Below are 24,718 nucleotides of genomic sequence, written 5' to 3' on the forward strand. Positions count from 1 at the left end.
GTCGACATTACGGGGCCTTGCGCTCTGCGCGACGGACCGCCGACGGCACCTCGATCTCGACCTTGGCCGGCACCTGGGTGATGCGCAGCTCACCGTTGAGCCATTGCGCCGGTTCGCCATTGACCCGGGTCTCGCCCGGCTCGCCACTGTAGGGCCACGGCAGGATCACCCCGCCGTGCGGTGGCACCAACCCGGCCGAGACCTCCAGTACCAGCTGCTTGTCGCTGCGGCTCAGCGCATAGCTGAGCTGGCCGTTGGGGGTGCGCAGGCCCTTGATCGCCACGCCCTTGCCGTCCAGCCAGCGCGTCGGCACGCCGGCGGCCAGCACCAGGCTGTCGTCGACATCGCGGTTGTAGGCGAACATGTCCAGCGCCGAGCGCACGAAGTCCGAGGCCACCCAGGCATGCGGCAGGTCGCCGACGAAGAACGGCTTGCGCGGCGTGTGCGAGACCACTTCGGCCCACTGGTTCCAGGCCTGCGGCGCGCGATCCTTGAAGAAGAACTCGGTGGCCTGCCAGGCGCGGTCGCGCCAGCCCAGGCGCACGAACGCGGCCACGTTGCGCCACTCGTAGGGGGTGTAATCCTTCCACTCGCGCTTGCCGTCGCGACGCTCTTCGAACTGCTTCCAGTAGCGCTCGAAGGTGTTGTCCAGGTACGGCTGCGGCAGGCGGCCCTGCTCGCCACCGGGGGCCAGCGCGATGGTGGTGGAGGTGGCGTCGAAATCACCCAGCTCGGCAGCACCGGGCAGGTAGTCGATCTTGTGCAGCTGCACGGCGGCCAGCAACGAGGCCTGCAGGTCGTCACGGAACTGGTCGCGCGACTCGCTGATCTGCAGCGCGTCGACCTTGCCCAGCGTGCTGGCGATCACCGCGGCGTCCTTGTAGCCGCGCAATGCCCAGAAGTTGTCCCAGTACGAGTGCATCGGCTTGGCCGAGTAGCCCTCGTGGCTGATCGACACCGGCATCATCCCGTAGAAGGCCGGGTTGCGCGCACGGTTCTCCTCGGTGCGCTCGCTGAGCCGCAACCGTTCCATGTAGCCATAGGCGCCCTGCACGTGCGGCCACATCAGTTCCAGGAAGGTGCTGTCGCCGGTGTAACGCCAGTACTCGGCGATGTTGAAGATCAGCTCGCCGTGGCTGTCGTTCTCCGGCACCGGGTCGCTGCCGCGCGGGTCGACGCAGCACGGCACCTTGCCGTTCTCGAACTGATGCGGGGCGTACCAGGTGACGTACTCGCGCACCGCATCGCTGCGGCCCATGCGCAACAGGCCCTCGGAGATCATCGCGCCATCGCGGATCCAGCTGCGAGAATAGGAGCGCGTGCCCGGCTGGATGCTTGGCCCGATCCGCGAGATCAGCATGTGTGCCAGCGCGGTGCGCAGGGTATCGGCCAACGGCTTGCCGGCCGCCGGGAGCTGCAGGCTGACCTGGTCCAGCTTGGTCCGCCACATCGAGGCCACGGCCTGCTGCGCCTTGGCGGCGTCGAAGTCCTTGGGCATGGTCCAGCTGCCGGTCTGCGGCAGCACCACCGCGATCTCGCGGCTCTGGCCCGGCTCCAGCTTCCAGCGGTACAGCAGCGCGCCGGACGCCAGGCCGGTGGGGTCGCGCACTTCGGTGGTGCCCGGCAGCTTGCCGCTGGCCAGGTGCACCACGTCCAGCTTGCCGTCGAAGGTGGTGGCGAAGGTGGCATCCGGGGCCTGCGCCGGGTACAGGCGCGGCGTGCCGTTGACCTCGACGTCGGTGGCGTCCACCGACAGGTTGTCGATGCGGCTCACGCCGCCCACGGTGTTGAGGAACTGGGTCGGTGGGTTGACCTGCCAGGGCCGCACGGCCAGGGCCAGGGTGTACTCGTGGGCCACCTTGTCCGGGTTGCGCAGGGTGTAGCGGCCGATCAGCTGGGCCTTGTCGGGCGTGCCCTGCACGAAGCCGGTCACCCGCAGCGCGGCCTTGTCGTGGGCCCAGTCGACGCTGGCGATCGGCAGGTAGTCGTCCTGCAGCGACTGCGTGCTGGTCACGTCGGCCCAGCTCAGCAGCTTCTTGCCATCGACCTGCACGAACGGCTCGACACTGAAGCTGGCCTTGGCCACTTCCAGCGCGCCGTCTTCGCCGATCAGGGCCTGTTCGCGCCCGCCGTCCAGGCCCAGCAGCGTCCAGTACGGCTGTTCGCCACTGAAGCCACGGGGCACCGAACCGCGCGGCAGGTCGGCACCGACCGAGCGGATGAAATCGTTGGGGGTATCGGCGAAATCGAGCGGCTTGAGGCTGATGTCACGGATGCCGTAACGCCAGCTCGGCCCGCCCTTCAGGTCGAAACGCAGGTAGCGTGCCTCGGTATCGGGCAACGCCAGCCAGTCGCGGTCTCCGCCACCGCCGACCACCTCGCGCACTTCCTTCCAGCTGCGCCCGTCCTGGGAGGTGCGCACCACGTAACGGGTGGCTTCCAGCCCCGGCAACCACTGGATCACCGCACCGCCGAACTCGCGCACCTTGTGCAGGTCCAGGCTGATGGTCTGCTCGGCCACGCCGCCACTGATCCACACCGTGTCCGGCTTGCCATCGGCAATGCGGCTCTGCAGCGCGGGGGCGGTGTCGGCGATCACCGACGGCGTCAACGCCGAGGTATCCATCGGCGGCAGGCCCTGCAGGGTCAGGCGGTCGAAGCACACCGTGCCCTTGCCCCCGACCTTGCTGTAGATCGTGAATTCAATCGCGGCGCTGCGGGCGAGCGAGGTTTCCTTCGACGGCCCCCAGGCCTTCTCGATCTGGCGCGCGCGGTACTGCACGCTGCTCCAGGCCTTGGGGAAGGTGTAGCCGGGCCGGTTGACCCACCATACGTTGTCGCCGCTGGCGTCGATCAGCTTGAACTGCAGGTCGTTGGCCGGCGAGTCGCCGCGCAGCTGCAGGCCGAACTGGTAATTGGCCGGGTACTCGATGCCCAGCTCGCGGCGGATGCCCACGTACCCGGAGACGTCGTGGAAGTCGTAGTCCACGCACAGCGCGCGCCCGCCGCCACTGCCGATCACGCTGCGCAGCGAGCCGCTGACCTGGTCGGACACCACCAGTTTCCAGGGCGCCATGTCGTCGAAGCTGTCCAGCACCTTCGGTGCCGGCAACGGTGCCGGCGCGGCGGCCGGGGCCGCCATCGACCACATCAGCCCAAGACCCAGACCCACCGCGACGACGGCATGTTTCACCCTTTGACACTCCCCAGCAGCAGACCTTGGATGTAGTAACGCTGCAATGCCAGGAACAGCAGCAGCACCGGCACCACCGTGACCACCGCACCGGCCATCATCATCTCGACGTCCATGATGTGTTCGCGCGACAGGGTGGCCAGGGCGACCGGCAAAGTGTAGTGCTCCTGGTCGGTCAGCACGATCAACGGCCACATGAAATCGTTCCAGGCGCCCATGAAAGTGAAGATCGACAGCGTCACCAGCACCGGCTTGAGCATCGGCAGCACGATCTGGAAGAAGATGCGCATCTCCCCTGCCCCGTCCATGCGCGCCGCTTCCAGCAGCTCATCGGGGATGGAACGCGCGTACTGGCGCACCAGGAAGATGCCGAACACGCTGGCCAGCGCCGGCACCACCACCCCGCCGAAGCTGTTGACCAGGCCCAGCTGCTTCATCAGCAGGAACAGCGGCAGCATCGCCACCTGCGCCGGGATCACCAGCGCGGCCAGCAGCACCTGGAAGATGCGCTCGCGGCCGGCGAAGCGCAGCTTGGCGAATGCATAACCGGCCATGGTGTTGAGCAACAGCGAGCCCAGCGTGATCGCCAGCGAGACACCCAGGCTGTTGATGAAGTTGTTGCCCATGCCGGTGCGCGCGAACAACTCGTGGTAGTTGGCGGTGGTCACCGAGGACGGCAGCAGCGGCGGCGGGAAATGCGCCGCCTCGCCGGTGGGCATGAACGACACCGAGAGCATCCATAGCAACGGCGCCAGGCTGACCAGCGCCAGCACGGTCAGGCCGCCATTGATCCACCATGCATGCCAGCGCGACTGGCCGATTTCACGACTCATACCAACTGCCTCTTGCGGCCGAAACGCAGCATGACGCTGGTCACGGCCAGGATGATCAGGAACAGCAGGAACGCCACCGCGGAGGCGCGTCCCAGGTTCCACCACTTGAAGCCTTCCTCGAACATGAAGTACAGCACGCTGACGGTGCTCTGCAGTGGGTCGCCGCGGGTCATCACGTAGGGTTCGGCGAACAGCTGGAAGTAGCCGGACACGGTAATCACCCCGACCACCAGCAGCACCGGCCCCAGCATCGGCAGGGTGATGTGCAGGAACTGCTTCCAGCGCGAGGCGCCGTCGATGCGCGCGGCCTCGTACAGGTCATGCGGGATCGCCTGCAGGCCGGCCAGGAAGATCACCATGTTGTAGCCGAAGTTCTTCCATACCGCGAACAGCATGATGGTCGGCATGGCCCAGTTGGGGTCGCCGAGCCAGTCGATCGGACTGATCCCCAGGTGGCCCAGGCCGTAGTTGACCAGACCGTAAGTGGTATGGAACAGGTAGCGCCAGATCACCGCCACCGCCACCAGCGTGGTCACCACCGGGGCGAACAACGCGGTGCGGAACAGCGCCTTGAAGCGGGCCGCCGGGGCGTTGAGCAGGATCGCCGCGCCCAGCGACACCGCGATCGACATCGGCACGCCGACGATCACGAAGTAGGTGGTGTTCCACAGCGACTTCCAGAACATCGGGGTCTGCAGCAGGTCGATGTAGTTGCCCAGCCCGACGAAGCGCAGGTTGCCGCTGTCGGCCAGCGAATACAGGTCGAAGTCGGTGATGCTCAGCGCCAGCGCCGAGAACACCGGCAGGCCGAAGAACACGCCGATGACCAGGATGGCGGGGCCGGCGAACATCCAGCCGGCGAGCGAACGCTGTTTCATTGCGCTGCTCCCGTGGCCACGGCGCTGGAATGCACGCCGGTACCGGCGGCCTTCTCCTGCGCATCGCGTTCATGCATCCAACGGCGCTTGGCGAGGACCTTGTCCACGCGCTTGTCCAGTTCCTTCACTGCTACATCCTGGTCGAGGCCACCACGCACCACCTGTTCGGTGATGATCCGCATTTCCTGCACGATCCGCTCCCACTCCAGCACCTTCGGGGTGGGCTTGACGCGTTCCAGCTGGTCGCGGAACGGCTGCGCCAGCGGGTCGTTGGCCAGCGAGGGGTAGTCCCAGGTGCTGCGCCGCGGCGGCAGGTCGCCGATGATGGAATGGAAGCGCTCCTGGATCGCCGGGCGCGACAGGAACTCGATCAGCTTCCACGAGGCTTCCTTCTGCTGCGAGGAGCGGAAGATCACCAGGCTGGTGCCACCGGCGATGCCCGCGCCCGGGCCATCCGGACCGGGCAGCGCGGCGGTGCCCCACTTGCCTTCCAGTTCCTTCGGCTGCAGCTTCTTGAACTCGCGGATATTCCACGGGCCGGACAGGTAGAACACGTTGAAGCCGCGGAAGAACTCGTCCCATACATTGGAGATCTGGGTCTCGGACATGCGCGGTGCCCAGCCCTGGGCGAACATGTTTTCGTAGAAACCCAGGGTCTTGCGGAAGCCCGGGCTGCTGAAGTTGCCGCGGGTGTCCTCATCGCGCAGCAGCGGATCGGGCTGCTGCAGGGCGAAGGACAGCTGCTGCTCGAACTCGTTGATCGGCATCAGCACCGCGTAGCGCTTGGGCCCCTGCATCTTCTTGATGGCGGCCATCATCTGGTTCCACTCCTCCCAGGTGCGCGGGGGGTGGTCGTAGCCGGCCTGGGCGAGCAGGTCCTTGCGGTAATACAGCAGGCGCGTATCGACGTACCACGGCACGCCGACCAGCTCGTCATGCACGACGTTGGTATCCCAGATGCCCTCGAAGTAATCGGCCGGGTCCACCACCTTGGACTGCGCCACGTACGGCTGCAGCGGCACCAGCGTATTGAGTTCGGCGAACTCGGGGATCCAGGTGTTGCCGAGCTGGCACACATCCGGCAGGCCGTCGGCGGCGAACGCGGTCAACAGCTTCTCGTGCGCGGCGGTCCACGGGATGTTCTGCACATCCACGTGGATGCCCGGGTTTTCCGCTTCGAACTCGCTGATCAGGCCACTGACCACCTCGGCCTCCCGGCCCATGGCCCAGAAGCGCACGGTGACTCCCTCCGGCTCCTTGCGGCAGCCACCCAACATCACGCTGCCGACCAGCAGCAGCAACAGACTCAACCCCAGCTTCGGGCGCGACGACAATGGCACTGCTTACTTCCCCTGCTGCTGGTTGCGGTTGGTGTTGGAATTGTTCTTCTGTTCCTGGGCCGCCGCCGCGCGCGATTCGGCGATGCCGACCGAGCGTGCCGAAGCGGCCTTTTCATCTTTCTGCAGTTCCATCGGCTGGTCCTCGCCTTCGGGGGTCAACCAGCCACCGCTGAAGCCCGCGCGTTCCAGGCCCTTGCGGATGTGCGCGTTCTTCTTCATCACGTCCCAGACGAAATCGTTACGGTAGTTGGCGATCATGGTCAGGATCGGGCCCTGGTCGATGCCGATGTAGTCGCTGGCCACCCAGCCACGATCAGGCACCATCCGGCCGGTCTTGATCGGGATGTCGTAGTTGAAGCTGGGGTTGAACGAATCCAGGAACCCGTAGCTGGAATAGATGTAGTCGCCGTAGCGCTTGTGCATCTCCAGCGTGGCCGGGATCACTTCCTCCGGGGCGAACACCACCGAGGCGATCGCCGCGGTCGGGGCGATCGTGCCGTCGTCGAAGTTCTCGCGCAGGCCGGCGCCGCGCGAAGAGTAATGGCGGAACTGGCGCTGCTCGCCGCGGTATTCCTGGGTGGTGTTTTGCGGGCCATCGCTGGCGGTCAGGCCCCACACGTTCTCGCCGTAGTCCTTCCAGTTCATCGGGTTGGCGATGGCGTATTCGCGCTGGGCCAGCGCGGCCGAGCGGCTGTTGAGGAAGTAGGTGCTGCCGCGCTCGCGCATGTAGGCATCCTGGATGTCGCGGAAGTCCACCCACACGTGCGTGTACTGGTGCCCGAACAGCGGCCCGAAGGACAGGTATTCCTGGCCCTGGTAGACGCCCCAGTCGTTGTCGTAGGTGCGCGTCCACACCGTCCACGCATCCGGGCTGACCGGATGGGTCGGCGAGCCGAGCGCGAGGATGTAGACCATCATCGCCTCGTTGTAGCCCATCCAGTCGTGGTCGATGAAACCGCTCTCGGGGAACCAGCCCATCGAGATCAGCGGCGCACGCTGCTGCAGCCACGGCCAGTCCACGCGCTTGTACAGGGTGTCGGCGATCTCGCGGATTTCCTTCTCGCGCGCGTCGTCACCGGTGTAATAGGACTGCGCGAACAGCACGCCCATCATCAGCAGCGCGGTATCCACGCTGGAGAGTTCCACCCAGCTGTCGTAGCGGGCGCCCTGCTGCATGTCCAGGAAGTGGTAGTAAAAGCCCTTGTAGCCGCCCTTGCCGGTGCGCTGCGGCCCCATCGGCAGGTCGCGGAAGAACTTCAGCGTAAGCAGGGTGCGGTCGACCGCCTGGGTACGGCTGACCCAGCCGTTTTCCACGCCGATCGGATAGGCGGTGAGCGCGTAGCCGACCGAGGCGATGCTGGCGAACGGGCGCGACGGATACCGGTCCGGGCTGAGCCCGTTGACCTCGTTGGTGGTGTCCCAGAAGAACTGGAAGGTGCGGCGCTCGATATCGTCGAACAGCGGCGGCAGTTCCGGCTTCATCGGGCGCGGCGGCACGTCGGCCTCGACCAGGATCACCGGCGGCTTGGGTTTCGCCGGGGTTTGCGGCGCCTGCTGCTGGCAACCGGCGATGGCCACGGACAGCAACGCCAGCGACACCATCCGAGATGCATTCATCCACCACCACCTTTTGCGCATGTTCGTGCTGGAGAGCATAGCCTCAACCAAGCTGAAATCGTTTACAGATCACGATCCAAAAAAATCCGCCAGGGCGGATGCCGTTCCACCGACCGCACACGCGCTTGCCCATCCGGGGACGGCAAGCGCCTGTGCAGTCCGCCGGTCGGCCTGGGCCGGCCGGCGGTGCTGCCCCTGCAACGCCGGTGAAGGCGTTGCAGGGTGATGCGACATCAGAAGCGGAAGCCGACTTCCGCCTTGACCTGGCGCGGGGTACCGACGATGTCGCCGGTCTCGTTGTAGCTGGCCAGCAGCTTGCCGTTGGTCTTGGTGTAGTTGTAGTTGGAGAAGTTGTCGAAGTTGAAGATGTTGATGATGTCGATACGCGCGTACAGCTCGGTATCGCCCGGCATCTTGAACGTCTTGGTGGCCTGCAGGTCGACCGAACGGTAGCCGAAGATCTTGCCACCGAGCAGGAACTTGCCATTGCCGTTGGGCACCGCGGCGCCCGGGGTCGGCAGGTCGTAACCGGTCGACTGGGTGACCGGGTACCAGTCGTTCACCGCGGTCGGGGTGGCCAGGGTGACCTTGCCGCCGAAGGTGATGCCCCAGAAGCCCGCGTACGAACCGGTGACCACCAGGCGGTGGCGCGGCGCGCCGTTGGAACGGATGGTCGGGTAGTCGCCGATCAGGCCGCGGTCGAAGGCGTACTTCTCATTGATGTCGCGGTTGTGGCGCGCGGTCGTCCAGGTATAGGCGATCGAGGAGCCCCAGCCGCTTTCCTGGGTGAACGGCTTCTGCGCCGACAGCAGCACCTGCGTTGCGCGGGTCTTGATGCCCTGCTGGCCGATGATCAGGCTGCCGAAGCCCGGCACGTTGCAACTCCAGGCCTGACTCAGGCCCGGGTCGGTGCCACCGCACAGGCGCGGGTCATCGAAGAACTGGCCGGTCGGGTAGCGGTTGCCCAGCGTGAAGGCGAAGCCGTCATAGCTCAGCGTACGGGAGATGGTGGCATCGGTCAGCCAGTCACCGACCTGGTTGCTCATGCCCAGGCTGAACTGGTCGGAGTACGGCACCTTCAGGTTGTTGTTGAGCAGATCCACTTCCAGGCCGGCATTGCTGGTGGAGCCCACCAGGCTCTGCAGGTTGCCGATGCCGTTGAGCAGGTTCGGGTTCCAGTCATAGCAGGCGGCCTGGCCATTGAGGCAGCTGCCGGTGGCCGGGTTGCGGAAGTAGATGGTCGGCTGCGGCAGGGCCAGCTTGGTGGTTTCCAGCTGCAGGTTGTCGAACAGGTCGCGATCGTAGGAACGACCGGCGCCACCGTGGATCACGTGCTGCTCGTCGGCGTTGATGTCATACGAGAAGCCCAGGCGCGGCTGCCAGGCATCCTTGAATGCCTTGCGGTTGTGGCCGTTGCTGATGTAGTTGCTGATGTCCAGCCCGCCCAGCGCCAGCGAATCGGCGTAGGTCTGGCCGGCAGCAGCGCGCGGATCCTGCGAGTAGATCGCGTCGACCACGGCCTGCGGGGTCACGAAGTCCAGGTAGGCCGGGGTCTTTTCGTAGTCCCAGCGCAGGCCGATGTTCAGCTGCAGGTGGTCGTTGACCTGCCAGTCGTCCTGGATGAACAGGCCGATCTGCTTGGACTTCGAACGCACTTCGCCGGACACGCCCGACACGCCGGTCACCGGCTTGACGAACTGCGCCTTGTACGGGATGTCGGACGGGAAGTCCGGATCGCCCAGCGAGTAGGTGAACTGCGGATTGATCTGCGCCGCATCGGAGGCGTACAGGTCGATCTGCTTGTACTTGGCGCCCATCTTGATGGTGTGGTCACCGGCCCACTGGATGCCATCCAGGGTCAGGTTGTCTTCGATCGCCCAGCCCTTCTGGCCCTTCACCTGCGAATCCAGCGCCGAGGCGCCGCCGATCTTCACCAGGGTGCGGTCTTCGGTGCCGTCCGGCGCGGTGTAGGTGAAGCCGTTGCCCAGGGTCAGCGGGGTCGGGTTGTTGAACGAATCTTCGTGGGTGAGCATCATTTCGTTGTAGTAACGCTCACCGCTGTGGTTCCAGCGCAGCGCATAACGACGATCGGTGTTGACCACTTCACGGCCGGCTTCCGGCGCGGTCTGGCCACTGAACTGCTGCTGGGTCTCGTCGCGGTCCTGGAAGCTCAGCTCGATGCGATCGTTGTCGGTCGGCTCGAAGTCGATCTTGGCGAAGATCAGGTCCTGCTCGAACGGCTGGCTGGACGGGCCGAGGCCGGCGGCGGCGTCTGCCGGCAGCAGGCCGACGCGGTTGGTGACCGAGCCTTCCGGCGCGATGGTGACCGGCAGGTCGAAGCGCTTGGCTTCATAGGTCACGAAGAAGTGGGCCTTGTCCTGGATGATCGGGCCACCCAATGCAAAACCGTATTCCTTCTCGGCCGATGCCTCCTTGGTCTGGCCAGCCTGGCGCTCGGCCGGGGTCTTGGCGCGCATGTCTTCGTTGGTGTAACGGTAGAAGGTTTCACCCTTGAACTCGTTGGTACCGGACTTGGTCGCCGCGGTCACGGCCGCGCTGGAGACCTGGCCGTACTCGGCCTTGTAGTTGCCGCTGATGACCTTGTATTCACCGATGGCCAGCTGCGGGAACGGGTTGCCGGCGCTGCCGGACTGGCCGGCCACGCCGCCGCCCTTGACGTAGCTCTTCTGGCCCACGCCGTCGATGTAGACGTTGGTGCCGTCGGCATTGGTGGCACCGCCGCGCAGCGAGGTGTTGCCCTTGGCATCACGGGTGAAGATCATGCCCGGGACCGCGTCGGCGAATTCCAGGAAGTTGCGCGACACCTGCGGGGTGGTCTGGATCTGCTGCAGGCTGACCGTCTTGCCCACTTCGGAGGTACGCACTTCCTGCAACAGGGTCGGGGCGACCACGTTGACCGTATCCAGGTTGGTGGCGTTGGCGGTGCTGCCGTTGGCCGGCGCGCCGCCGAAGTTCAGGGTCGCGGCCGAGGCCACGGTCACCGTCACCTTCTGGGTCTGGCCATTGGCCACGACGTCGTAGGTGCCCGGATCCAGGCCCATCAGCGAGTAGCTGCCGTCGGCACGGGTGGTCGCGCGGCGCACGGTGCCGCTGGCCAGGTTGGTCGCGGTCACTTCGGTGCCGGCCTCGGCCTGGGCGACCTGGCCGCGCAGCGAAGAGGTGGCCGACTGCGCCATCACGCTCGGGGCGGCGCCCAGCATCAGGCAGGTGACCAATGCGCTCGTCAGCAGGCTGCGAGCCGGCGTGCGATTGCGGTGATTGGAATACGTCATGTGAATCTCCGGGTGGTGGTGGCCGTCGTTGCGGCCCCTGTCGTTTTATTTATTGCGTTGTTTTAAGGCGTCACGACCAACGGTCGTAACCTACGGCTCGTTTCTGGGTTTGCTTGAATCACGCACGATCAGGCGCGGCACAAGCGTCTGCTTGTCACCGGCCGCTTCCGTGTTGTTGCCGTCCATCAACTGCAACAGACGCGTCATCGCCTTATCGCCGAGCTCGGCGATACTCACCTGCATCGTGGTCAACGATGGGTGAACGAAACGCGCCAGCGGAATGTCATCGAAGCCCGCCAGGGCGACATCGGCCGGCACCCGCACGCCTGCCTGCGCGAACGCATACAGGCAGCCCAGCGCCATCATGTCGTTGGCGGCGAACACCGCATCGGGCAGCGCACCGGCTGCCAGCAACTCCTGTCCGGCGCGATGGCCGGAGGCTTCGTCAAAGTCGCCGGGCAACTCGATGCCGGCGGCGTCGGCACCGAACGCGGCCAGCGCGTCACGGAAACCACGCAGGCGCTCGCGGGCATCGAAGTTGAGATCCGGGCCGGAAATGAAGGCGATGCGGCGATGGCCGACATCGAGCAGATGGCGGGTCATGGCCATCGCGCCGGCATGGTCATCGATGCTCAGCACCGGATGATCCTGCTCGGGCAGGTAGGTATTGATCAGGACCGTGGGCAGCGCCTGCGGCAGGTTGTCGGTCAGGAACCCCGGGCTCTCGGCATAGGGCGACAGCACCAGCAGGCCGTCCACGCGGCCACGCATCGCGCGCAGGGCCGCGCCCTGCTGCTCCTGGTCGCCGTGGTAGCTGGACACCAGCAGGTGCTGGCGGCGCTCGCGGGCCACCTGGTCGATGCCGCGCATCAGCTCGGAGAAGAACTCGCCGTACAGGTCCGGCAGGACCACGCCAATGGTGTTGGTGCGCCGGCTGCTCAGGCTGCGCGCGGCCGCATGCGGGGTGTAGCGCAGGCGCGCGGCCACCTCCAGCACCAGCTTGCGCACCGGTTCGGCGACATTTTCATGTCCATTGAGCGCACGCGACACCGTGGCCACGGAGACCCGGGCTTCGCGGGCTACATCTTTGATTGTGATGGCTGCCTTGTTCACTTCGCCGCCCTCCACGGCTTAGAGATCTGGGGCTTGGCGCGGAATGTAAGCGTTTTCAATCCTGAATGTAAACACTACGTTAGGCCAATGTCGCACGGCGGTAACGCAACGCTGTCCCTGACGGTCCCCGGAGGGACTCGCCAGGACAAGGCAGGACAAGGCTTTCAGCCGTTTTTGACTGGCACTTCGGCGCGGATGGACAGCGCATGGATATCGGTGTCCATCATGCTGCCCAAGGCGGCATAGACCGCCCGGTGGCGCGCAAGTGGCAGCTTCCCTTCGAACGCGGCGCTGACCACATGCACGTTGAAATGGCCGCGACCGTCGCGCGCGCCCTCATGCCCGGCATGGCGGTGGCTGTCGTCCTCCACCTCCAGCAGCTCCGGGTCCAGCGCCTGCTGCAGGGCCGCGCGGATGCGCTCGACCCGGTTCACGGCAGCACCTTGCGGAACGGGCGCACCTGTACGCGGATATAGACCCCGGCGGCCACGTAGGGATCGGCATCGGCCCAGGCCTGGGCCTGGTCGAGCGAATCGAAGGCGGCGATCACCACGCTGCCACTGAAACCGGCCGGGCCCGGGTCCTCGCTGTCGATCGCCGGGCACGGCCCGGCCAGCAGCAGCCGGCCTGCATCGCGCAGGGCGGTCAAACGGGCCAGGTGCGCCTCGCGCACCGACATACGGGCGGCCAGCACATCGGCGCCGTCATAGCCTTCAATCACGTACCACACAGGCAACTCCAGGGTTCAGCTAAACGAACCCGACGATTCTAGCCCGCCTCGCTGGACACTGCCGGCCCGAACCCGTACTCTTGGGTCCATTGCACGTGGCTGGACGCAGCAGCCCCGTCGGCAGACGGCTTCACCGCCACCCGACGACCGACCCGCTGCCCCACACCAGTCCACGTAGACGACCTCCCCGTAGTCCTGTCGCTGCCCATCGCGGCGCGCCTTGCTGTTTGAAGTGTGGAACCGCGCCGACGCAGGCGTGTCATGTCATGCCAGCCTTCGTACCGCCCGGAATGTTCCGGCCGCGGGCACGGCACGGCGACCGGTCCGTTGCAATACTGACGTCAACTAGATGACTTCCGAACTCGCGCTCGACGCGAACCCGCAAACCCGGCCGACCGCTCCACAGCAGCAGGAAATGCCGCTGGCCGTGGTGCATGGTCAACCGGTCCTGCAGATTCCGCAGGACCTGTACATCCCGCCGGATGCGCTGGAAGTCATCCTGGATGCCTTCGAAGGCCCGCTGGACCTGTTGCTGTACCTGATCCGCCGGCAGAACCTGGACATCCTGGACATCCCGGTGGCCGAGATCACCCGCCAGTACGTCGAGTACATCAACGTCATGCAGGAGCTGCGCTTCGAACTGGCGGCCGAGTACCTGGTGATGGCGGCGATCCTGGCAGAGGTGAAGTCGCGGATGCTGCTGCCGCGGCCGCCGAGCGTGGAAGGCGAGGAAGCCGACCCGCGCGCCGAGCTGGTGCGCCGGCTGCAGGAGTACGAACGTTTCAAGCAGGCCGCCGAAGACATCGACGCCCTGCCCCGCCAGGATCGCGACACCAGCCTGGCCCATGCCTTCGTGCCCGACCGGGCCGCGGTGAAGCTGCCGCCGCCGGTGGACCTGAAGGAAATGCTGATGGCGCTGCACGACGTGCTCAAGCGCGCCGAGCTGTTCACCGGCCACGCGATCAAGCGCGAGGCGCTGAGCGTGCGCCAACGCATGGGCGACGTGCTGGGGCGCCTGGAGGACGGCCGGTTCTACCGGTTTGAAACGCTGTTCACCGCCGAGGAAGGCAAGCTGGGGGTGCTGGTCACCTTCCTGGCCCTGCTCGAACTGGCCAAGGAACAGCTGCTGGACATCGTCCAGGAAGCACCGCTGGCGCCGATCTACGTCAAGTCCCTGGCCGCCGGCAACACCAACGAACCGCTGCAGTTCAACAGCGAGTTCGACGACGCCGACGCCGCCAACGAATCCGACTGAGCACCCGACCCACGCATGGATCAACCGCTGATCAACCGCATTGTCGAAGGCGCGCTGCTGGCCTCCAGCCAGCCGCTGACCCTGGCGCAGCTGCAGGGCCTGTTCCCGGAAGAGGAACCGGCACCGCCGGGCAGCATCGAACGCGCGCTGGAACTGCTGCGCGAAGGCTGCGCGCAGCGCGGCGTGGAACTGGTCGAGGTGGCCTCCGGCTTCCGCTTCCAGGTCACCAGTGAAGTGCACGGCTACATCACCCGGCTGTGGACCGAACGCAAGACCCGCTATACCCGCGCCACCCTGGAAACCCTGGCGCTGATCGCCTATCGCCAGCCGATCACCCGCGGCGAGATCGAACAGGTGCGCGGCGTGGCGGTGAGCAGCAACATCATCCAGGCGCTGGAAGAGCGCGAATGGATCCGCGTGATCGGCCATCGCGACGTGCCCGGCAAGCCGGCATTGTTCGGCACCACCAAGGGCTTCCTGGATTACTTCGGGCTCAAGCGCCTGGACGAACTGCCGCCGCTGTCCGAACTGCGCGACCTGGGCGAGCTGGAACCGCAGCTGCCGCTGGACAGCGAGGGCCAGCCGGCCGGTCGCCTGGCTGCCGGCGCTGCGACACCGGAGGCCGAGCCGGACACGGACGCGGCCAATGACGACGCCACCCCGGCGCCGTCGGAGCCGTCGGAGCCGTCGGAGCCGTCGGATTCTGCAGATCCCGCGGATCCCGCAGACCCGGTGGACCCGGTCGCCGCGCGTCTGGCAGCCCGCGTGGCGCTGGCCTCGGCACGGCTGGCGGAGCACCCCGCAGACCCGGACAATGGTGATGCGTCCGCCAACGCGGACGACACCGATACCCCATCCCATGCGCCGTTGTCGCTCGCCGACGACGACGCGGATACGACCGCCAGCGATGGCGAACCCGATACCGCGCCGGGAGAGCGCGCGGCGCCCCAGAACGAAACCGAAAACAACGCCGTCGCGAAGACGACCGTGGCTGTTGACGAAGCCGATCCCGAACCAGAGGCCGACGCACCCGTCGCCGGCCGGAGCCAAGTAAATGAGTGACACCCCCCGCAAGCCGTCGTTGAACAAGCTTTCGCTCAAGCGCGAAACCGCCTCCGAACAGCCCAAGCTCGAAGAGCGCCTGCACAAAGTGCTGGCGCAGGCCGGCCTGGGTTCGCGCCGCGCGCTGGAACAGCGCATCGCCGATGGCCTGGTCAAGGTCAACGGCGAGGTCGCGCAGACCGGCCAGTCGATCAAGAGCGGCGACAAGGTCGAACTGGACGGCCGTGGCTTCGTCGCCACCGCGCTGACCGAAACCTCCCGCGTGCTGGCCTACAACAAGCCGGAAGGCGAAGTGACCACCCGCGAAGATCCCGAAGGTCGCCCGACCGTGTTCGAAGCGCTGCCTGCCCTCAAGGGCGCGCGCTGGATCGCGATCGGCCGCCTGGACATCAACACCACCGGCCTGCTGCTGGCGACCACCGATGGTGAGCTGGCGAACGCGATGATGCACCCCTCCTACGAGGTCGAACGCGAGTACGTGGTGCGCGTGCGCGCCCCGGAAGGCGAGGAGAAAGTGCCGGACAACATCGTCGACCGCCTCGCCCGTGGCGTGGCGCTGGAAGACGGTCCGGCCAAGTTCGACGAGATCGAACGCATTGGCGGCACCGATTCGCATGACTGGTTCCGCGTGGTCGTCAAGGAAGGCCGCAACCGCGAAGTGCGCCGCCTGTGGGAATCGCAGGGCTGCCAGGTCAGCCGCCTCAAGCGCACCCGCTACGGCAAGGTGAGCCTGCCGCGCGAACTGCTGCGCGGCCAGTCGGTGGAACTGCCGGCCAAGCAGGTCGAAGCGCTGCGCGCCGAACTGAAGCTGGAAGAAGGCGCGCCGTCGGCGCTGACCCTGCAGCCGGTGATCGGCCAGCGTCGCGCCGCCAAGACCACCGTGCGCGTGTCGCGCGACGGTGCCCGCAGCAACGCCTACGTCAACGGCCACAACTCGGCCGATGAAGGCCGCGAACTGCGTCGTTTCGACAACGTGCGCGAAGAACGCGGCCGTGGCCGCGGCGGCAAGGGCGGCGGTTTCAAGGGTGGCCTGACGGTCAGCGGTGAAGCGGCGGCCAAGCAGTCGCAGCGCCCGTTCAAGGCGCGCCCGGACAAGGGCAACCGCGCGCTGCCGGAAGGCAACCCGGCCGCGTTCCGCAGCTGGTACGTGCCGGACGGTGTCAGCACCGGCCCGAGCGGCCACCGCAATGCCGGCCCGGGCGCTGCCCGTGGGCCGGGCGCGCGGGGTCCGGGTGCCGGCGCCGGTGCCGGCGGCCAGGGCCGTCCCTACGGCAAGCCGAAGGGTCCGGGCGGCGCAGGCGGCCCGGGGCGTGGCAGCTACGGTGGCGGCGCTGAAGGCCGCGGCCCCTATGGCGGCGGTGGTGGTTACGGCGGTGAGAACCGTGGTGGCGAGAGTCGTGGCGGCTACGGCGGCCAGGGCCGTCCGGCCGGTGCCGGTGCCGGTGGCAACCGCGGTGGCCAAGGTGGCCAGGGCGCGTCCCGCCACCCGTACGGTCACCCGGGCAATGCCCCGAGCTTCCCGTCCGACCATGCCAACCCGGGCGTCAGCCCGTACGGCAGCGCGCGTCCGGCGGGTAACCGCGGCCCGGGTGGTCCGGGTGGCAATCGTGGCCCGGGTGGCCCCGGTGCCCGTGGTCCGGGCGGCGCCAGCGCACGCGGCCCCGGTGGTAACCGTGGCCCGGGTGGTCCGGGCGGCAACCGCGGTCCGGGTGGCCCCGGCGGTCGTGGTCCCGGCGGCCCGGGCGGCCGGCCCGGCGGCAGCCGCGGCCCGGGCGGCGGCGGTCACCGTGGTGGCGGCCCGCGCGGCGGCTGATCGCTGATACGCTGAGATCAAAAAACCCCGGCGTGAGCCGGGGTTTTTCGTTGTGGATCCACGCATCGCGTGACGCTACGGGCAGCGCTGCGTGCACGACGGAGAACTGCATGCCGTCGCGCGTGGATCCACGCCATGCGTGGATGCCGTTCGCCGGGCCACCCTTGCCTCAACGGCGCGCTTGCCTCAACGACGCTCGATCGTGAACTTGCCCAGGCCTACGCCCAGGTCCCAGCCCTTGCCGGTGCCGGCCAGGGCCAGCGACACATCGCCTTTGGTCATTACCTGCGCGTTGCTGGATTTGTCCGCGCCGGCATGCGCTTCCACCGAGGCGTACGAACCGATCAGGTCGTCGAGCGAATAGGCGCCGGAGAACTTGCCCTTCCCATCGACGATCTTCGACTTGCCCACGGTGAGCCCGCCGCCCTTGACGGTGATCTTGACCGGGATGCGCGCGCCGTTGTCGCAGCTGATGGTGCCGGTGCCGGACGCGGTCTTGTACAGCACCGACCAACCGGCCAGGTTGTAGTGCAGTTCGCAGTCGATGTTGCCGGCGGCCTGCGCGGCCGAGGCCGTGGACAGGCCGGCCAGTGCGATCAATGCCAGGGAAAACTTCTTCATGCGGTCCGCTCGTACTCAGTGGGTGACGAGGCGAATCTAGCAGCGCCGGCGTGTGGCCCGGATGAGGCCACACGCAGCCATCAGGCGTCCGTTCAGCCTGCGTCGACCGGCCCGTCGAGGGTGAACGCGTCGGCATCGAGCATCGCCGGGAAACGGGCGCGGTGCGCGGCCAGCGCGGCGGCAGAAATGGTGCTGGTAACCACCTGCTCCACCTCACGCACTTCCACCTGCGGCTGGCCGAGGAAATCGATGACCGCGCTGTCGCCGGCGTAGTGCAGGTCGTTGCCATCCACGCCGATGCGGTTGACCGCCGCGACATAGCAGAGGTTCTCGATCGCACGTGCACGCAGCAGCGTGCGCCACGGATACGCACGCGCGGAGGGCCAGTTGGCGACGAAAATCTGCAGGTCGAAATCCAGCTCGCCGGGGCGCTCCACGTCGAAGCGGTTGCGGCAGAAGACCGGGAAACGCAGGTCGTAGCAGACCTGCGGATTGATCCGCCAGCCCTTCCAGTCCACGCTCAGGCGCTCGCTGCCGGCGGCATAGCGCAGGTGCTCGTTGCCGTAACGGAACAGGTGGCGCTTGTCGTAGTGCTGCAGCTCGCCATCGGGCGTGGCCCACAACAGGCGGTTGAACACGCCCTGCCCCGCCCGCAGTTGCACGCTGCCGGTGACCGCCGCGCCCAACCGTGCCGCCTGTTCGCGGATCCACGCCACGGTCGGGCCGTCCATGCCCTCGGCCTTGTCGATGGCCTCGTTGGAGAATCCACTGGTGAAGGTCTCCGGCAGGATGACCAGATCGGTCTGCCCGGCCAACGGCGCCAGCAGCGCGCCGTAGTAATCGCGATTGCCGGCGGGATCGTGCCAGCGGGTGTTGCCCTGGACCAGGGAGATGCGCAGGTCGCCGCGCTCGATGGCTGCACTCATTACAGCACCTGCAGGCGTTCGATCGCCGCGTCCAGGGTGGCCTCGTTCTTGGCGAAGCACAGCCGCACCAGGCGCTGGCTGGCCGGCGCAGTTTCGTAGAACGGCGACAGCGGGATCGCGGCGACGCCCTTTTCAATGGTCAGCCACTTCACGAACTCATGGTCGGGCAGGTCGCTGATCGCGGAATAATCCACCAGTTGGAAGTAACCGCCCGGCACCGGCAGCGGGGTCAGGCGGGTGCCCAGCAACTGCGCGCGGAAGCGGTCGCGCTTGGCCTGGTAGAACGCGCCCAGTTCCAGGTGGTGTTCGGGCTCGTCGCGGATCATCGCGGCAAACCCATACTGGGCCGGGCCGAAGCTGGTGAAGGTGTTGTACTGGTGCACCTTGCGGAACTCGCCACTCATCGCCGGCGGCGCGATCGCATAGCCGATCTTCCAGCCGGTGCAGTGGTAGGTCTTGCCGAAACTGGAGATCACGAACGCGCGCTCACGGAGTTCCGGGTAACGCAGCGCCGACTCATGGCGGCGGCCGTCGTAGATGATGTGTTCGTAGACCTCGTCCGAGATCAGGTAGATGCCGGTGCCGCGCAGCACGTCGGCCAACGCCTGCATGTCATCGGCGGTCAGCATCGCGCCGGAGGGATTGTGCGGGGTGTTGACCATCAGCAGGCGGGTGCGCGGGGTGATCGCCGCGCGCACGCGGTCCCAATCGACCGCGAAGGTCTGCGGGTCCAGCGGCACGTGCACGGCGCGCGCGCCGGCCAGGTCGATGGCCGGCTCGTAGCAGTCATAGGCCGGGTCCAGCACGATCACTTCCTCGCCGGGGCGCACCACGGCGTGGATGGCGTTGAAGATCGCCTCGGTGGCGCCACTGGTCACCGTGATTTCGGCATCCGGGTCGACCTGGGCCCCGTACAGGTCCAGCGACTTCTGCGCGATGGCCTGGCGCAGCGGGGCCACCCCGGTCATCGGCGGGTACTGGTTCAACCCGCCCTGCATGGCCTTGATGGTTTCATCCAGCAGCCGCTGCGGCGCGGAGAAGTCCGGAAACCCCTGGCCCAGGTTCACGGCGCCATGCTCGGCAGCCAGCTGGGACATCACGGTGAAAATGGTGGTGCCCACCTTGGGCAGCTTGGTTTGCGGTTGCATCGGCAGGGAAGGCGAAAAGGGGGAAAGGGCAGTGTACGCAAAACCCCCGATACAATGACCGCCCTTCCCGCCGCAAAGACCCGCCCCTTGAACGCTCCTCCGTTGCTGGCCGCCCAGGGCCTTGCCTTCAGTCGCAACGATGAGCCGGTGTTCGGCCCGCTCGATTTCCACATCGACGCTGGCGAGGCGCTGCTGGTGCAGGGCGACAATGGCGCCGGCAAGACCACCCTGCTGCGGGTGCTGGCCGGCCTGCTGCGCGCCGACGCCGGGCAGGTGCAGATCGATGGCCGGCCCGCCGGGCACAAGGAACGGTCGCAGTTCGTGGCGTACCTGAGCCACCTGCCCGCCCTCAAAGCCGACCTGGACACGCTGGAGAACCTGAACTTCCTGTGCGGCCTGCACGGGCGGCGCACCCGGCAGATGCCCGGCAACGCGCTGGCCATCGTCGGCCTGGCCGGCTACGAGGACACCCTGGTGCGGCAACTCTCGGCCGGGCAGAAGCGCCGGCTGGCCCTGGCCCGCATCTGGCTGTCGCCGGCGCCCCTGTGGCTGCTGGACGAGCCCTACGCCAACCTGGACCTGGAGGGCATCAACCTGGTCAACCGGATGATTTCGGCGCACCTGCGCAGCGGCGGCGCGGCGCTGGTGACGACCCACGGCGCCTACGCGGCGCCGCCGGTGCAGACCCGCCTGCTCAGCCTGGGAGCGGCGGCATGATCGCGCCCGGCACCGAACCCGGCCTGTGGCAGACCGCCCGCGCGCTGGTGGCACGCGACCTGCGCCTGCTCTGGCGGCGCCGCGGCGATGCGCTGCAGCCGCTGATGTTCGCGGTACTGGTGGTGGTGCTGTTCGCCCTTGCCCTGGGCCGCGAACCGCAGTTGATGGCGCAGGTGGGCGCGGCGGTGCTGTGGCTGGCGGTGCTGCTGGCCGGCCAGTTGTCGCTGGACTCGCTGTTCCGCAGCGATGCCGAGGACGGCTCGCTCGAACAGTGGCTGCTGGCCCCGGTGCCGCTGGCCTGGCTGGTGCTGGTGCGGGTGCTGCTGCACTGGGCGACCACCGCCGGGCCGCTGATCCTCATGGCGCCGCTGCTGGCCGAAATGCTGCATCTGCCGCATGACCAACTGCCCATCCTGCTGGCATCGTTGGTACTGGGAACACCGCTGTTGAGCCTGATCGGTGGCGTGGTTGCCGCACTGACCGTCGGTATCCGGCGCTCTGGTATTCTCGTGGGGTTGCTGGCGTTGCCGCTGTACGTACCGGTGCTGGTGTTCGGTGCGGGCAGCGTGGCGGCAGCCGCGCGCGGGCAGGACCCGGTCGGCGCGCTGCTGCTGCTCGGCGCCGGCCTGGTGGTCGCCCTGGTGCTGGCACCGCTGGCCACCGCCGCGGCCATCCGGATTTCCCTGCATTGAGCCATCGTCCACCGCACCACCGTTTCCAGCGTCATCGTTCAACAAGCCGCTCCACGTCCGTTGAATCGTCGCCCTTCGTTGGATAACCACCGCCGTATGCATCCGATTGTCCGCTGGTTCCACCAAACCGCTTCGCCGCCCACCTTCGATCGCTTCGCCGCGCGCTGGTCGCGCGTGTTCTACGTGGCGGCGGTGCCGGTGCTGCTGCTCGGGATCTGGCAGGGCCTGTTCGTGACACCGCCGGAGCAGAACCAGGGCGACGCCTTCCGCATCATCTACATCCACGTGCCCAGCGCGTGGATGAGCCTGTTCGTATTCGCGCTGATGGCGCTGTACGCGGCCATCGCGCTGGTCTGGCGGATCAAGATCTGCGAGATCCTGGCGATGGCCTGCGCGCCGATGGGCGCCGGCTTCACCCTGATCACCCTGCTCACCGGCAGCATCTGGGGCAAGGGCACCTGGGGCACGTGGTGGGACTGGGACCCGCGCATGACCAGCGAGCTGATCCTGCTGTTCCTCTATCTCGGCGTGATCGGCCTGTACTACGCCATCGAAGACCGTCGCAGCGCCGCGCGCGCGGCCGGGCTGCTGGCCATCGTCGGCGTCGGCCTGCTGCCGGTGATCCGTTACTCGGTGGACTGGTGGGGCGGGCTGCACCAGCGCCAGTCGGTCAACGTGTTCGGTGACAACGCCATCCGCCCGGAGCTGATCGCACCACTGTGGTGGATGGTGGTGGGCACCAAGCTGTGGTTCGCCGGCTCGCTGCTGGCCAAGGCGCGCGCCGACAACCTGCTGCGCGAGGCCGGCAAGGCCTGGGTGGGCGAACGCATCGGCGGCGGTGCCGCCAGCACTGCCGGGGAGATGCCGCGATGACCCACCTGCCCTTCATCATTGCCGCCTTCGCGGTGTTCGTGCTGGTGCTGTGCTGCGATGCGTTCGGCTCCTGGCTGCGCCTGCGCCTGGCGCGCTGGCAGGCCCGGCACCGCCAGCAGCGGCTGCAGGCGCGCGCCAAGCCGCAACCCGGCGCCACGTTGGCCCCGGAGCTGAGCCGATGACCCCGGTACAGCGCCGCCGCATGGTCTGGGTGCTGTTGCTGCTGCTCGCCTCCGGCCTGGCCACCACGCTGGTCGCCTTCGCCCTGCAACGCAATATCGCCTACCTCTACACCCCGGCCGAGGTGCTGCGCGGCGATGTCGATCCGCAGTCGCGGTTCCGGCTCGGCGGGATGGTGGTGAAGGGCTCGTTCCAGCGCGCCAGCGGTTCGCTGGAAGCGCATTTCGTGGTGACCGACGGCGATGCCACCCTGCCGGTGAGCACCTCGCGGATCCTGCCGGACATGTTCCGCGAAGGCACTGCCGTGGTCGCCATGGGCCGCCTGCAGGACGGCCGTTTCATCGCCGATGAAGTGCTGGCCAAGCACGACGAGAATTACATCCCCAAGGAAGTGGCCGACAAGATGGGCCAGGCGCACAGCAAGCACGACGTGCCCGTGACCGCACCCGAGGCGCGCTGAGTGCTGCCCGAACTGGGGCAGATCCTGCTGGTGACCGCCCTGCTGATGGCGGTGCTGCAGGCCGTGTTGCCGCTGTGGGGGGCCCAGCGCGGCCGCGCGACGTGGATGGCGGTGGCGCGGCCCGCCGCGTTCGCGCAGCTGGCCCTGCTGCTGGGCGCGTTCGGCGTGCTCACCGCCGCATTCGTCACCCAGGACTTCTCGGTGCGCTACGTGGCCGAGAACTCCAATTCGCTGCTGCCGCTGGCCTACCGCTACTCGGCGGTGTGGGGCGCGCATGAAGGCTCGCTGTTGTTGTGGGCGCTGGTGCTGGCGCTGTGGAACGGCGCCGTCGCGCTGTGGTCGAAGCGCCTGCCGATCGAGGTGCTGGCCCGCGTGCTGGGCGTACTCGGCATCATCGGCATCGGCTTCCTCGCCTTCCTGATCTTCACCTCCAATCCCTTCGCCCGCCTGCTGCCGGCACCGCTGGAAGGCCACGATCTCAACCCGCTGCTGCAGGACCCCGGGCTGATCATCCACCCGCCGATGCTGTACCTGGGCTACGTCGGCTTCGCCGTGCCGTTCGCCTTCGCCATCGCCGCGCTGCTGGATGGCCGCGTGGATGCACGCTGGCTGCGCTGGACGCGACCGTGGACCAACGTGGCCTGGGGCTTTCTGACCCTGGGCATCGCACTCGGCAGCTGGTGGGCGTATTACGAACTGGGCTGGGGCGGCTGGTGGTTCTGGGACCCGGTGGAGAACGCCAGCTTCATGCCGTGGCTGGCCGGCGCCGCCCTGATCCACTCGCAGGCGGTCACCGAAAAGCGCGGCAGCTTCGCCAGCTGGACACTGCTGCTGGCCATCGCCGCGTTCGCGCTGTCGCTGCTGGGCACCTTCCTGGTGCGCTCGGGCGTGCTGACCAGCGTGCATTCGTTCGCCGCCGATCCCTCGCGCGGCACCTTCATCCTGATCTTCCTTGCCCTGGTCATCGGCGGCGCGCTGCTGCTGTACGCACTGCGCGCCGGCGCGCTGGGCAACGACGACCCGCGCCGCGGCTTCATGCCAACCTCGCGGGAGACGCTGCTGCTGGCCAACAACCTGCTGCTCGCCGCGGCCTGCGCGATGGTGCTGCTGGGCACCCTGTACCCGCTGCTGGCCGATGCGCTGGGGCTGGGCAAGGTGTCGGTCGGGCCGCCCTACTTCGGCACCCTGTTCCTGCTGCTGATGACCCCGCTGGTGGCGTTGTTGCCGTTCGGCCCGCTGGTCAACTGGCAGCGCGACCAGCCCTCGCGTGCGCTGGCGATGCTGGCGCCGTGGGCCGTGCTGGCCCTGCTGCTGGGTGGGATTGCCTATTTCATGGCGCCCCAGGGCGCACTCAAGACCGCCGCCGGCGTGACCGCGGCGGCCTGGGTAGCGTTCGGCACGGCCCGTTTCGTCTGGAGCCGGCTGCGCGGCAATGGCCGTTTCAACGCCGAGATGGTCGGCATGCTGCTGGCCCATGGTGGCGTGGCGGTGTTCCTGGCCGGCGCGCTGCTGGTGGAAGCGCTGAACGTGCAGCGCGAGGTCGCGCTGTCACCGGGGCAGACGCTGCAGGTGGCGGGCTATGAACTGCGCTTCGAGGGCGTGGACCACCAGCAGGGCCCCAATTACAGCGCCGATCGTGGCCATGTGCGGGTGCTGCGCGATGATCGCGAGGTGGCGCTGCTGCATCCGGAAAAACGCGCCTATGCCAGCGGCGGCCAGATGATGACCGAGGCCGGCATCCATGCCCGAATCAATGGCGATGTGTACGTGGCGCTGGGCGAGCCGCTGGGCAACAATGCCTGGGCGGTGCGCGTGCACGTCAAACCGTTCGTCCGCTGGATCTGGCTGGGCGCCCTGTTGATGGCACTGGGTGGCTTCGTCACCGCCGCCGACCGTCGTTTCCGTCGTCCCTGAGTCCTGGAGTTCCCCGTGTCCGATCCGCGTCCCGCTTCCCGTCCGTTGCCGCCCGTGGCC

The 24,718-nt window shown here is 67.5% G+C and carries 21 protein-coding genes; 9 read left to right on the forward strand and 12 right to left on the reverse strand.

The window, feature by feature from the left end:
- Positions 1-7: 7 nt before the first annotated feature.
- The 9 genes from AC1DGC_RS01495 to AC1DGC_RS01535 all read right to left on the reverse strand — a co-directional run bounded on the left by AC1DGC_RS01495 (position 8) and on the right by AC1DGC_RS01535 (position 12,997).
- Positions 8-3,142: a discoidin domain-containing protein gene (locus AC1DGC_RS01495; RefSeq protein ID WP_259203547.1), complete on the reverse strand. Its 3,135-nt coding sequence runs from the start codon at positions 3,140-3,142 to the stop codon at positions 8-10.
- A 47-nt stretch (positions 3,143-3,189) separates the two neighbouring features.
- Positions 3,190-4,026: a carbohydrate ABC transporter permease gene (locus AC1DGC_RS01500; RefSeq protein WP_259203364.1), complete on the reverse strand. Its 837-nt coding sequence runs from the start codon at positions 4,024-4,026 to the stop codon at positions 3,190-3,192.
- Positions 4,023-4,904 (reverse strand): carbohydrate ABC transporter permease, encoded by an 882-nt coding sequence (locus AC1DGC_RS01505; protein ID WP_478047075.1) that lies wholly within the window; start codon positions 4,902-4,904, stop codon positions 4,023-4,025. Before AC1DGC_RS01505 ends, AC1DGC_RS01500 begins: the two co-directional genes overlap by 4 nt.
- Positions 4,901-6,220: a sugar ABC transporter substrate-binding protein gene (locus tag AC1DGC_RS01510; protein ID WP_478047466.1), complete on the reverse strand. Its 1,320-nt coding sequence runs from the start codon at positions 6,218-6,220 to the stop codon at positions 4,901-4,903. The genes AC1DGC_RS01505 and AC1DGC_RS01510 overlap by 4 nt, the downstream gene beginning before the upstream one ends.
- Positions 6,221-6,247: 27 nt before the next feature.
- On the reverse strand, positions 6,248-7,861 hold the full coding sequence (locus AC1DGC_RS01515; protein WP_394162555.1) for a glucoamylase family protein: 1,614 nt from the start codon (positions 7,859-7,861) through the stop codon (positions 6,248-6,250).
- A 233-nt stretch (positions 7,862-8,094) separates the two neighbouring features.
- Positions 8,095-11,154: a TonB-dependent receptor gene (locus AC1DGC_RS01520; protein ID WP_259203367.1), complete on the reverse strand. Its 3,060-nt coding sequence runs from the start codon at positions 11,152-11,154 to the stop codon at positions 8,095-8,097.
- A gap of 90 nt (positions 11,155-11,244) precedes the next feature.
- Positions 11,245-12,282, reverse strand: coding sequence for a LacI family DNA-binding transcriptional regulator (locus AC1DGC_RS01525; RefSeq protein WP_259203368.1), 1,038 nt, complete (start codon positions 12,280-12,282; stop codon positions 11,245-11,247).
- Positions 12,283-12,431: 149 nt separating this feature from the next.
- Positions 12,432-12,701: a BolA family protein gene (locus AC1DGC_RS01530; protein WP_478047076.1), complete on the reverse strand. Its 270-nt coding sequence runs from the start codon at positions 12,699-12,701 to the stop codon at positions 12,432-12,434.
- Positions 12,698-12,997: a YciI family protein gene (locus AC1DGC_RS01535; RefSeq protein WP_478047077.1), complete on the reverse strand. Its 300-nt coding sequence runs from the start codon at positions 12,995-12,997 to the stop codon at positions 12,698-12,700. Before AC1DGC_RS01535 ends, AC1DGC_RS01530 begins: the two co-directional genes overlap by 4 nt.
- A gap of 349 nt (positions 12,998-13,346) precedes the next feature.
- Here AC1DGC_RS01535 and AC1DGC_RS01540 point away from each other — a divergent pair, with 349 nt between their 5' ends.
- Genes AC1DGC_RS01540 through AC1DGC_RS01550 form a run of 3 tightly spaced genes read left to right on the forward strand, consistent with a single transcriptional unit; the run spans position 13,347 to position 17,127 of the window.
- Positions 13,347-14,252: a segregation and condensation protein A gene (locus AC1DGC_RS01540; RefSeq protein WP_259203373.1), complete on the forward strand. Its 906-nt coding sequence runs from the start codon at positions 13,347-13,349 to the stop codon at positions 14,250-14,252.
- Between the two features lie 15 nt (positions 14,253-14,267).
- Positions 14,268-15,314, forward strand: a complete 1,047-nt coding sequence (gene scpB, locus AC1DGC_RS01545) for an SMC-Scp complex subunit ScpB (RefSeq protein ID WP_394162552.1) — start codon at positions 14,268-14,270, stop codon at positions 15,312-15,314.
- Positions 15,307-17,127: a pseudouridine synthase gene (locus tag AC1DGC_RS01550; protein ID WP_259203377.1), complete on the forward strand. Its 1,821-nt coding sequence runs from the start codon at positions 15,307-15,309 to the stop codon at positions 17,125-17,127. The genes scpB and AC1DGC_RS01550 overlap by 8 nt, the downstream gene beginning before the upstream one ends.
- 186 nt (positions 17,128-17,313) lie before the next feature.
- Here the strand turns inward: AC1DGC_RS01550 and AC1DGC_RS01555 are convergent, their stop codons facing one another.
- The 3 genes from AC1DGC_RS01555 to AC1DGC_RS01565 form a co-directional block, all read right to left on the reverse strand.
- On the reverse strand, positions 17,314-17,748 hold the full coding sequence (locus AC1DGC_RS01555; RefSeq protein ID WP_259203378.1) for a hypothetical protein: 435 nt from the start codon (positions 17,746-17,748) through the stop codon (positions 17,314-17,316).
- Positions 17,749-17,840: 92 nt separating this feature from the next.
- Positions 17,841-18,674, reverse strand: coding sequence for an amidohydrolase (locus AC1DGC_RS01560; protein ID WP_259203379.1), 834 nt, complete (start codon positions 18,672-18,674; stop codon positions 17,841-17,843).
- Complete coding sequence (locus tag AC1DGC_RS01565) at positions 18,674-19,822, reverse strand: pyridoxal phosphate-dependent aminotransferase (RefSeq protein ID WP_394162549.1); 1,149 nt, start codon at positions 19,820-19,822, stop codon at positions 18,674-18,676. Before AC1DGC_RS01565 ends, AC1DGC_RS01560 begins: the two co-directional genes overlap by 1 nt.
- Before the next feature lie 54 nt (positions 19,823-19,876).
- Here AC1DGC_RS01565 and ccmA point away from each other — a divergent pair, with 54 nt between their 5' ends.
- The 6 genes from ccmA to AC1DGC_RS01595 all read left to right on the forward strand — a co-directional run bounded on the left by ccmA (position 19,877) and on the right by AC1DGC_RS01595 (position 24,658).
- Positions 19,877-20,539 carry a heme ABC exporter ATP-binding protein CcmA gene (ccmA, locus tag AC1DGC_RS01570; RefSeq protein WP_394162547.1) on the forward strand — a complete coding sequence of 221 codons (663 nt, stop codon included), beginning with the start codon at positions 19,877-19,879 and terminating at the stop codon, positions 20,537-20,539.
- The gene (ccmB, locus tag AC1DGC_RS01575; protein WP_478047078.1) at positions 20,536-21,231 is read left to right on the forward strand and encodes a heme exporter protein CcmB; all 696 of its coding nucleotides are present in this window, start codon (positions 20,536-20,538) and stop codon (positions 21,229-21,231) included. The genes ccmA and ccmB overlap by 4 nt, the downstream gene beginning before the upstream one ends.
- A gap of 96 nt (positions 21,232-21,327) precedes the next feature.
- Entirely contained in the window at positions 21,328-22,104 is a 777-nt protein-coding gene (ccmC, locus tag AC1DGC_RS01580; RefSeq protein WP_394162545.1) for a heme ABC transporter permease CcmC, read from the forward strand.
- Positions 22,101-22,286, forward strand: coding sequence for a heme exporter protein CcmD (locus tag AC1DGC_RS01585; RefSeq protein ID WP_394162543.1), 186 nt, complete (start codon positions 22,101-22,103; stop codon positions 22,284-22,286). Before ccmC ends, AC1DGC_RS01585 begins: the two co-directional genes overlap by 4 nt.
- Positions 22,283-22,744, forward strand: a complete 462-nt coding sequence (gene ccmE / locus AC1DGC_RS01590) for a cytochrome c maturation protein CcmE (protein WP_259203385.1) — start codon at positions 22,283-22,285, stop codon at positions 22,742-22,744. Before AC1DGC_RS01585 ends, ccmE begins: the two co-directional genes overlap by 4 nt.
- The gene (locus AC1DGC_RS01595; RefSeq protein ID WP_478047079.1) at positions 22,745-24,658 is read left to right on the forward strand and encodes a heme lyase CcmF/NrfE family subunit; all 1,914 of its coding nucleotides are present in this window, start codon (positions 22,745-22,747) and stop codon (positions 24,656-24,658) included.
- Positions 24,659-24,718 lie beyond the last annotated feature (60 nt).

The sequence above is a fragment of the Stenotrophomonas sp. 05N37 genome, assembly GCF_056397365.1.